Source organism: Citricoccus sp., assembly GCF_032154715.1.
Classification (GTDB): Bacteria; Actinomycetota; Actinomycetes; order Actinomycetales; family Micrococcaceae; genus Citricoccus.
In genome coordinates, this window is sequence record NZ_JALDXU010000117.1 from 1 (window position 1) to 9,227 (window position 9,227).

The following is a 9,227-nucleotide window of genomic DNA, read 5'->3' on the forward strand; positions in this document are numbered from 1 at the left end:
CCCCCCCCCGTCGGGAAAGCGGTGTGCAGGGAGGGGACCCTGCCGGACGGGCCTGGCTGTCAGTGCCGGGTCCGCGTGAGAATCAGGGCCTGTAGGGCTTGGCGGAGACGATCTCCACCGCGATGTCCTTGCCGTTCGGGGCGGCATAGGTCAGCTTGTCTCCGACCTTGGATCCCTGGATGGCGGCACCCAGCGGGGAGCGCTCGGAGTAGACGGTGATGGAGTCCTTGTCATCGGCGATCTCGCGGTTGCCGAAGAGGAAGGCCTCCAGGTCGCCGGCGATCTTGGCCTCGACGACCATGCCGGGCTCCACGACACCGTTGTCTTCCGGGGCGGCACCGACCTGGGCGGTCTCGAGCAGTCGCTTGAGTTCGATGATGCGGCCCTCGTTCTTGGACTGCTCCTCGCGGGCGGCGTGGTAACCGCCGTTCTCCTTGAGGTCGCCCTCGTCGCGCGCCTGCTCGATGCGGTCGATGATCTCCTGACGGCCGGGTCCGGAGATCTGATCCAGTTCCTGCTTCAGGCGGTCGTAGGCCTCCTGGGTCAGCCAGGGAGCGCTATCGGTGTTGCTCATGGACACGTGTCTCCTTCGAATTGCTCGTCAGCGGCACTCCGGTACGCCGCTGAGGGACTGCCGGTGCTGCCGCGTGCATGATGCTGAGCCGCCGATTGCGGCCCGGGGGGCGATCATGCAAGAACCCCGCCGGCGGAGCCACCCGGTGTTCCACGGGCAGCCCCTGACAGGCGGGGTTGAAGCGTACTGGTCCTGATTCTAACGGATGTGCTTCAGAAACGTCATATTCGAGGTGATGTGCGTCTCACGACCCCTCGGGGAGCCAGCACGCGTTCACGCCGCCGTTGACGCCGAGCGCATCGGTGCGCAGGCCGACGTCGTAGTAGGTCGGGGTGCCGGCGGGCCCGGCGTCCGCAGGCGCCGCCTCCGGGCCGATGGTGACGGTACGCCAGCCGACCACGGCCTTCTCCTCGGAGAGCACCTGGATGGCGCACTGGACCGTCTCCTCGGGGTCCTTGGTCAGCTGGAACCGCACCGAGGCCTGCGTGGAGGACTTGATCGTGAAACCGACGTCCTTCCACCCCAGCGTCTGGGCGTTGGCCGAAGCCGTGAACCACACGGTGACCCCCACCGCCAGGGCGAGGGCTGCGGCGGCGATCCACTTTCCCCAGCGCTGAGCGAACGGGGGGCGGGTCCTTTGGGGGCGCCCATACCGGTTCGCTAGGCTGTCCATCGGAGCAGGCTCCGCTGAGGTCTGGGGTGTAGAAGTCATATCACTCCATGATATCCCGGCGTGCCACCGTCCACCGCAGTTCATTCCCCGGACCGACCGGTCCCCGAATATGCCGTCCCGAACCCCCGCAGACACCGGCGGGTGCCCGGGGACGGGAAAGCAGCCGAGGCCACGTGAGCAGTACGAATCCCAGCAACCTGGACGACCTGGACCACCGGGACGGCACCGTCGCGCCGGAATTCGGGGTGTCCGTGGGGCAGACGTCGTACGGCTCCGTCGAACCCGAGGTGCATCATGCCGTTCCCGAGGCCGGGGGTGTGCCGGCGTCCCAGGGACTGCGGCTGATGGCCGTCCACGCCCACCCGGATGACGAGTCCTCCAAGGGCGCCGCCATGATGGCCGCCTACGAAGCCGCCGGTGCCGAGGTCATGGTGGTGACCTGCACCGGGGGCGAGCGGGGAGACCTGCTCAACCCGGGCTACGGGGACACGGTGCGCCTGGACCGGGACATCACCGGCGTGCGGCGGACCGAGATGCAGGAGGCCGGGGCCGCTCTCGGCATCGAGCACCGGTGGCTCGGTTTCATGGACTCCGGACTGCCTGAGGGTGATCCGATGCCTCCGCTGCCCTTCGGCAGTTTCGGCACTCTTCCCCTGGAACAAGCGGCGGCCCCGTTGGTCAGGGTCATCCGGGAGTTCCGTCCGCACGTGCTGATCAGTTACGACGAGATCGGCGGCTACCCGCACCCGGACCACATCAAGTCACACGAGGTCACGGTGGAGGCCTACCGGGCCGCGGGGGACCCGGAACGGTACCCCGGGACCGGCGAGGCCTGGACGCCGTCCAAGCTCTACTACGACCGCGCCTTCAACCCGGACAAGTACCGGGCCCTGCACGAGGCCTACCTGGCGGCGGGCGAGGAGTCCCCGTACACGGAGCGGCTGGAGTGGTTCCGCAAGCTCTTGGAAGAGCAGGAGCAGGCCGAGGCCCAGGCGGCCGAGCGGGACGTGCCATCCGCCACCGCCCCGGCGCGGTTCCGGCTGACCAGCCACCAGGTCACCACCCAGATCCACGTCGCCGACTACTTCGAGCACCGGGACAACGCCCTGCGCGCCCATCGCACCCAGATCGATCCGGAGGGTCAATTCTTCGCCACGCCGAACGCCCTGCTCCGGCGGACCTGGCCGTGGGAGGACTACGTCCTGATCGATTCGCGCGTGGAGACCACGCTGCCGGAGACGGACCTCTTCACCGGACTGCGCTGACCCGGCGCGGGCCGGCCCGTCGTACGGGGGCGGTAGACTGGGTGACCGTGATCGCCTTCCTTCCCCTTGCCGTATCCCCTTCTGCCGCCCCCGCGTCCAGCAGTGGTGGCGAGGCGTCGGAACAGCCGCTGCCCGGGGTGCAGGAGCCGACGCTGCGTCCCGGACTCGACCAGACCGAGGTCACACCCGGCATCGAGGGATTCCTGTTCACGGCGCTGATGGTCGCCATGGCCATCGTGGTCATCCGCCTCATGGTCCGCTCGGTCCGGCGGGTGCAGTACCGGTCCTCGCAGGCCGAGGACATGCTCGTGGAGCGCTACCAGGGGCACCTGCCGGAAGATGTGCGCCATCCCCACGACGAGGTGGACCCGGACTCGCGAGCCGCGTCCGACGTCGATCTCCAGCGGGCCCGGCTCCAGAAGAAGTACCCGGGCTACCTCGACAGCCCCGCCCCGGAACCGAAGGCTCCGGACTCCGGCCGCGATTGATCTCGGGCGGGGGCGGAAGCCCGGCTAGGACCGAGACCTGAGCCGGCCGGAGCTCGGCCGGAGGCGTCGGTCAGGCGCGAACCCCCGCGCAGGCCTCGGCCAGCAGGCCACGCAACTGCTCCGCCGAATGGGTGCCGTTGAAGATCTCCGTCCCGGGCTGGAAGACACGCCCGGCGGCGAGCGGGCCGGCATCGACGGCATCGAAGCCGATCCGGTCGATGAAGGCGGCCACCACGGCGCGCGACTGCTCGTGGTCGCTGGCGACGGCCAGGGCGCGGCGATCCGCAGCGCTGGGGGCCCGGTGGTCGGACTCCAAATCGTGGTAGCCGATGTGGTTCAGCGACTTGACCAGCAGGGCGTCGTGCAGGTGATCCTGGATGACCTCACTGGTGGAGCGGGCATCCCGCTCGAAATCCGGCTGCTCGCCGTCCGTGGGGGCCCAGTAATTCATGACGTCGACGACGGTCCGGCCGGCAAAGTGCGCCGGGTCCAGATCCCGGTACCTCCGCAACGGGATCGCGATGACGGTCAGGTCCGTCTCCGCCAGTTCCGCCGCATCGACGGCGATGGCACCGGGCGTGACGATCTCGGCCAGCAACGCGATCTCCCGGGCGGGTCTGGCGGTGGCGATGCGAACCTCGTAGCCCGATTCGACCGCCCGGCGGGCCACTGCTGCCCCGACTCGGCCTGCGCCGAGAATGCCGATGCTGCCGGGAGTGACTGCCGTGGTCGTCATGGATTCCTTTGCCGTAGGTGGCCTCCAGCGGTGGAGCACGCCCGTGCCGGAGCGCGACTCACGAGGCCGATGGTTCTCGAGTCAGTTCTCGAGTCAGAGTTCACTGAGGGAAACACCAGCGGGCGGCGTGGGTATTCCTGCCGTGGCTGAGGTCACCCGCGCAATCGGTCGGCGTCCTCCTCGTCCGTGAACCGGCCATCCGGGCCGTCAGTGCCGTCCGTCCGGATCCGGTGCACGTCCAGGCGCCGCCGTAGGGTGGTCCGCCACCGCTCCGGCACACCGGGGGAATCCAGGATCCGCTCGATGGCCGGGAGGTCTGCCTTGTCCACGTTCATCACGCGGGACAGCTCGGCCAGGTCCACCGCGCCGGAACTGCGCTCGATCAGCGTCATCACCTGACCGGCCTGCAGCGCCCCCGGCGTCAGCACCCGGAGGTACCACCCGGTGCGGCCGGTGGACTGCACGCGGCGGGCCAGATCGGGGATGCCCCACCGGGAGGACAGCTTCCAGCAGGGGCGCCGTGACTGCGTCACCTGCAGCCGCACCCCGTCCACATCCCAGACGTCCCCCAGGCAGACCTCGGACTCCGTCAGGCCGTCCACGGTGAGGTTCTCGAAGAGGGCGCCCTCCGGAAGCTCGAGCCCTTCGGACTGCCAGGCGGCGTAGTGCGCCCGTCCGTAACACAGCAGGGCTTTCTCGGGGCCGCCGTGGTGGACCGCATCGCCCTGCTCGTCGCCCGTCAGGCCGGAGAGTCCTACGGCCACCGGCCCCTCCACGGGTTCCTTGAAAGAGCCCGTGGGGACCTCCTCGTCCCGCCACTGCACCGTGCGGACCCGGCCGACCCGGACGGCGGTGATCGTTCCGCTGGGGGCGGGGACTCTCGGTCCGCTGGGCGCGGAGACTCCCGTGCCGGTGAGGGCGGTGGAGGTGGCGGCGATGCTGGGGAGGTCGAAGGGCCGGGGCGAGGGAAGTCCGGTGGGCATGGTCCCATCCAACCACCACTGCCCGTCTCGCGGTGGCACAGACCGGAGGCTGGTGGGTAGGGGGCGCCTGCACGTGAGGCTGGGAGGACGTCAGACCTGCAGGACCGCCAGCACGATCGCGATGTAGTGGCAGACGAAGCCACCGATGGTGAAGGCGTGGAACAGTTCATGGAAGCCGAACCACTCGCGGTGGAAGTTGGGCTTCTTGATGGCGTAGAACACGGCACCGATGATGTAGCAGGCGCCGCCCACGCAGACCAGGACGGCGGCGGCGGCCCGGGCCGCGAAGAAGTCGCCGATGTACAGCAGGGCCGCCAGCCCCAGCAGGATGTAGACCGGGGTGTACAGCCAGCGCGGAGCCGAGGTCCAGAAGACACGGAACGCGACGCCGGCCAGCGCGCCGATCCAGACGCCGGCCAGTAGGAGTGTGGCCTTGTCCTCCGGCAGCAGGGCCACCGCCAGGGGAGTGTAGGTGCCGGCGATGACCAGCATGATGTTGGTGTGGTCAATCCGCTTCAGCACGAGGGCGACCGGCGGTGACCACTGCACGAGGTGGTAGACGGCCGAGACGGAGAACAGCAGTAGACCGGTCAGCGCATAGATCGCGCTGGCCCACTTCAGGCCCGCCGTGGGGGCCAGGGCCACGAGGACGATCCCGGCGACCAGGGTGAGCGGCGTCATGACGGCGTGGCTCATGCCTCGGAGGCGGGGCTTGAACTCGGGATGCTCGGGGTCCCTGATCCGGTCCAGTCGCCACGTCCGTGCCGGGGTGGGAGGCCCCGGCTTGGGAGGCGCCGGGGTGGAGGGAGGCTGGGGCGCGGCAGCCGCGCTGCCTGCGGACGGTGTGTCCGAGGGGGAATGAGCCATGGCTCCCAGACTACTCCCGGAAACTGGCGGTTACCCGTGGGTAGATCTGGTCGGTGCGAAGGGAGAGAAGCGCCGCTGGTGCGCCACAGGGCTGGCGGTTCGCTACCGTAGGAACAAACGGACCACCCACACCACGACGTTTCAGGTGCCGCTCAGATCCTGCCGTCCGGATCCGCGGCACGTCCATCGGCCAGACAGGGGACGCCCATGAACCTTCCGAACGTCCTCTACAGCTTCTACGAGCGCCGCCTGGCCTCCAGCCTCGACCGCGAGAAGCTGCCCCGGCACATCGGGGTGGTGCTGGACGGCAACCGCCGCTGGGCCAAGGCCTCCGGGGCGACGACGGCGGACGGACACCAGGCCGGCGCGGAGAAGATCCATGAGTTCCTCGGTTGGTGCGATGAGTTCGGCATCAAGGTCGTCACCCTGTACATGCTGTCCACGGATAACCTGGGCCGCCCTCCGGAGGAGCTGTCCCAGCTGGTGGGCATCATCGGCAACACCCTGAAGCGCCTCGGAGACGGACTGGCCAACGGGCATCGGGTCCGCGTCCAGGCCGTCGGCGCACCGGACCTGCTGCCGGCGGGGCTGGCCGAGACCCTGGCCGATCTCCAGGCGCGGACCGCCGATGCGGAGGGCGTCCATGTGAACGTGGCGGTGGGCTACGGCGGGCGCCGGGAGATCGTGGACGCCGTCAAGGAGCTCCTGCTGGAGGCGGACGTCGCGGGCCGTTCCGCCTCCGAGGTCGCCGATGAACTCAGCGATGAGCAGATCTCCGGCCGCCTCTACACCCGCGGCCAGCCGGATCCCGACCTGGTGATCCGGACCTCGGGGGAGCAGCGGCTGTCCGGGTTCCTGATGTGGCAGTCCGCCTACTCCGAGTTCTACTTCTGTGAGGCCCTCTGGCCCGACTTCCGCCGCGTGGATTTCGTCCGCGCCCTGCGTGACTTCGCCTCCCGCAAGCGGCGCTTCGGCTCCTGACGCACGACGCCGGCCCGGTTACCCAACTCGGCCGCTCCGGGAATGTTCGGGAAGTCCTCGGGGAATGCTGATCGGCCGGAAACCTGCTGGTCACCTGCGCACGATGGGGTGGAACCCATGCTGCCTTGGATCTCCCGCTACGCCCTGTTGCTCTCCGGACCACGACGCACCCCACTGTTCGATCGGCACCTGGCCTTCCTGCTGGTGGTGATCGCCGGCGCCCTCAACTCGGTCGGTTTCGTGGTGGTGGGTCTCTACACTTCGCACATGACCGGCGTGACCGCTTCGGCGGCTGACCATATCGTCACCGCGAACTGGGGCATGGTCGGTGCCGGGGTCCTGAGCCTGGTGTTCTTCGTGCTCGGAGCCATGAGCTGCACCGTCCTGTTCACGTGGGGCCGGCGTCGGCGTCTGTCCAGCCGCTACGCGAACGTGCTGACCCTCGAGGGGCTGCTGATCCTGCTCATCGGGCTGTTCGCCGGCACGGTGGACAGCCCCGACTACGAGGAGGTGCTGGTGGCGCCGTTGTGTTTCACCATGGGACTGCAGAACGCCCTCATCACCAAGATTCGCGACTTTCCCGTCCGCACCACCCATGTCACCGGCATGGTCACCGATATCGCCGTGGAACTCGGGCGGCTGGTCTACCGCAACGGTGACCGGGTCGGCATCACGGCGGACAAGGAGAAACTGGGCGTGCTCAGCACCCTCGTCGGGCTCTTCTTCGTGGGCGGTGTGGTCGGCACCCTCGGGTACTGGTGGCTCGGGCTCAACGTCCTCATCGTCGGTGCCTGCCTCATCCTGTTGGCGTCATTGCCCCCGGTGCTCCGCGATGTGCTGGGTCGGGGGACCCGCATCACCCAACGGATCAGGGTCTCGACGTGAGCCGGTCAGCGTGGCGCGCGGGCCGATCCGGCGTTCGGGGCGACGGTCTCTCCCGATTCATCCAGAGTTAATCCGCCACCAGGGCCTCCTGCCTGTATTTCCACCGCCCGAGGCTTACCGTGGTGGTATCAGTCACCGGCGGGAGCGAACGGGCCACCTGGTTCCGCATCCGCATCCCGTGGATTGATCGGAAAGGCCAGGCCGTATGCCGTCACTCCAGACAGCACGCAGCGGGGGCCGTGCTGGCCCCGGGGCCGGACCGTCCCATCCCACCCTCGATCATCGGGGCGTGCGCCCCGGTCTGGAGTCCACCGTGGAGAATCTGATCGCCGCCCCGGCCACCGTCACCCCGGCCATCACGCAGCCTGCCGACCGGACGAGCGTGGGTGAGAAGTCCTACCTGCTGGACACATCCGTGCTGTTGTCCGATCCGCGGGCGGTCCTGCGCTTCGCCGAACACGAGGTCATCCTGCCGATCGTGGTCATCTCCGAGTTGGAGAAGAAAAGGGACGACCCTGACCTGGGGTATTACGCCCGGAAGGCGCTGCGGCTGCTGGACGAACTGCGGATCGAGCACGGCTCCCTGAACACGCCGATCCCCCTCGGCACAGAGGGGGGCTGCCTGCGGGTGGAGCTCAACCACATCTCTGTGGATGTACTGCCCCACGGTTTCCGGAGCGCGGACAACGATTCCCGGATCCTCGCCGTCGCCAAGAACTTCGCGGACGAGGGCCGGGACGTCACGGTGGTCTCCAAGGACCTGCCGATGCGCGTGAAGGCCTCCGCCATGGGCTTGCAGGCCGATGAGTACCGCAATGAGCTGGTGAAGGACTCCGGCTGGTCCGGCACGGCGGAGGTCATGGCCACCGAGCAGGAGATCGGCGCCCTGTATGACAACGAGGCGGTGACCCTGGCGGAGACGGATGGCCTGCCCGTCAACACCGGCCTGGTGATCACGTCCCCGCGGGGATCGGCGCTGGGGCGTGTGGACCGGCACGGCAACACCCAGGTGGTGCGCGGAGACCGGGACGTGTTCGGGCTGCACGGACGGTCGGCCGAGCAGCGGCTGGCCATCGACCTGTTGCTGGACCCTGACGTCGGGATCGTCTCCCTCGGCGGACGGGCCGGCACCGGTAAATCGGCCCTGGCCCTGTGCGCCGGACTGGAAGCCGTCATGGAACGCAGGGAACACCGCAAGGTCGTGGTGTTCCGCCCACTGTATGCCGTCGGCGGCCAGGAGCTCGGCTACCTGCCCGGCTCCGAGAACGAGAAGATGAACCCGTGGGGCCAGGCCGTGTATGACACCCTCGGCGCGCTGGTCTCCACGGAGGTCCTGGACGAGGTGGTGGACCGCGGCATGCTCGAAGTCCTGCCGCTGACCCATATCCGCGGTCGTTCCCTCCACGATTCCTGGGTGATCGTGGACGAGGCCCAATCCCTGGAGAAGAACGTCTTGCTGACGGTGATGAGCCGGATGGGACAGAACTCCAAGATCATCCTCACCCATGACGTCGCGCAGCGGGACAACCTCCGGGTGGGCCGTCATGACGGGATCGCCGCCGTGGTCGAGACCCTGAAAGGCCAACCGCTGTTCGGACATGTCACGCTGAACCGCTCGGAGCGCTCGCCGATCGCCGCGCTCGTGACGGAGCTGCTGGAGGACGCCAGCATCTGAGGCAGGTGGCGCCCGGCTGAAGGGTCGAAGCCAGCGGGGCGCCTGTCGACGGCAAGCAGAGAACATTAAAGAATCAGGGGCCGCTGCACGAGTGCAGCGG

At 68.6% G+C, this 9,227-nt stretch carries 10 protein-coding genes; 5 read left to right on the plus strand and 5 right to left on the minus strand.

From position 1 onward, the window contains the following. Positions 1-82: 82 nt before the first annotated feature. Positions 83-574, minus strand: coding sequence for a transcription elongation factor GreA (gene greA, locus RUH65_RS14270; RefSeq protein WP_313818257.1), 492 nt, complete (start codon positions 572-574; stop codon positions 83-85). A gap of 244 nt (positions 575-818) precedes the next feature. Continuing rightward, positions 819-1,247: a DUF4307 domain-containing protein gene (locus RUH65_RS14275; protein WP_313818258.1), complete on the minus strand. Its 429-nt coding sequence runs from the start codon at positions 1,245-1,247 to the stop codon at positions 819-821. 344 nt (positions 1,248-1,591) lie between these two features. On the opposite strand from RUH65_RS14275, the gene mca reads away from it, so the two are divergent. Then, positions 1,592-2,512 (plus strand): mycothiol conjugate amidase Mca, encoded by a 921-nt coding sequence (mca, locus tag RUH65_RS14280; RefSeq protein ID WP_313818264.1) that lies wholly within the window; start codon positions 1,592-1,594, stop codon positions 2,510-2,512. 47 nt (positions 2,513-2,559) lie between these two features. After that, entirely contained in the window at positions 2,560-3,000 is a 441-nt protein-coding gene (locus RUH65_RS14285) for a hypothetical protein (RefSeq protein WP_313818259.1), read from the plus strand. 70 nt (positions 3,001-3,070) lie between these two features. Here the strand turns inward: RUH65_RS14285 and RUH65_RS14290 are convergent, their stop codons facing one another. The 3 genes from RUH65_RS14290 to RUH65_RS14300 all read right to left on the minus strand — a co-directional run bounded on the left by RUH65_RS14290 (position 3,071) and on the right by RUH65_RS14300 (position 5,586). Beyond that, positions 3,071-3,736 carry an NAD(P)-binding domain-containing protein gene (locus tag RUH65_RS14290; protein WP_313818260.1) on the minus strand — a complete coding sequence of 222 codons (666 nt, stop codon included), beginning with the start codon at positions 3,734-3,736 and terminating at the stop codon, positions 3,071-3,073. Positions 3,737-3,888: 152 nt separating this feature from the next. Continuing rightward, complete coding sequence (locus RUH65_RS14295; RefSeq protein ID WP_313818261.1) at positions 3,889-4,719, minus strand: MOSC domain-containing protein; 831 nt, start codon at positions 4,717-4,719, stop codon at positions 3,889-3,891. Positions 4,720-4,809: 90 nt separating this feature from the next. Next, the gene (locus RUH65_RS14300; protein ID WP_396180341.1) at positions 4,810-5,586 is read right to left on the minus strand and encodes a hemolysin III family protein; all 777 of its coding nucleotides are present in this window, start codon (positions 5,584-5,586) and stop codon (positions 4,810-4,812) included. Between the two features lie 207 nt (positions 5,587-5,793). On the opposite strand from RUH65_RS14300, the gene RUH65_RS14305 reads away from it, so the two are divergent. From RUH65_RS14305 to RUH65_RS14315, 3 genes are all read left to right on the plus strand, one after another. After that, entirely contained in the window at positions 5,794-6,567 is a 774-nt protein-coding gene (locus tag RUH65_RS14305; RefSeq protein WP_313818262.1) for an isoprenyl transferase, read from the plus strand. Between the two features lie 117 nt (positions 6,568-6,684). Continuing rightward, positions 6,685-7,452, plus strand: coding sequence for a YoaK family protein (locus RUH65_RS14310; RefSeq protein ID WP_313818263.1), 768 nt, complete (start codon positions 6,685-6,687; stop codon positions 7,450-7,452). Positions 7,453-7,807: 355 nt separating this feature from the next. After that, complete coding sequence (locus RUH65_RS14315; protein WP_313818266.1) at positions 7,808-9,127, plus strand: PhoH family protein; 1,320 nt, start codon at positions 7,808-7,810, stop codon at positions 9,125-9,127. Positions 9,128-9,227 lie beyond the last annotated feature (100 nt).

Coding starts and splice junctions, on each gene's coding strand:
- greA (WP_313818257.1), bottom strand. CDS start 574: ATGAGCAACACCGATAGCGCTCCCTGGCTGACCCAGGAGGCCTACGAC.
- RUH65_RS14275 (WP_313818258.1), bottom strand. CDS start 1,247: ATGGACAGCCTAGCGAACCGGTATGGGCGCCCCCAAAGGACCCGCCCC.
- mca (WP_313818264.1), top strand. CDS start 1,592: ATGGCCGTCCACGCCCACCCGGATGACGAGTCCTCCAAGGGCGCCGCC.
- RUH65_RS14290 (WP_313818260.1), bottom strand. CDS start 3,736: ATGACGACCACGGCAGTCACTCCCGGCAGCATCGGCATTCTCGGCGCA.
- RUH65_RS14295 (WP_313818261.1), bottom strand. CDS start 4,719: ATGCCCACCGGACTTCCCTCGCCCCGGCCCTTCGACCTCCCCAGCATC.
- RUH65_RS14300 (WP_396180341.1), bottom strand. CDS start 5,586: ATGGCTCATTCCCCCTCGGACACACCGTCCGCAGGCAGCGCGGCTGCC.
- RUH65_RS14305 (WP_313818262.1), top strand. CDS start 5,794: ATGAACCTTCCGAACGTCCTCTACAGCTTCTACGAGCGCCGCCTGGCC.
- RUH65_RS14310 (WP_313818263.1), top strand. CDS start 6,685: ATGCTGCCTTGGATCTCCCGCTACGCCCTGTTGCTCTCCGGACCACGA.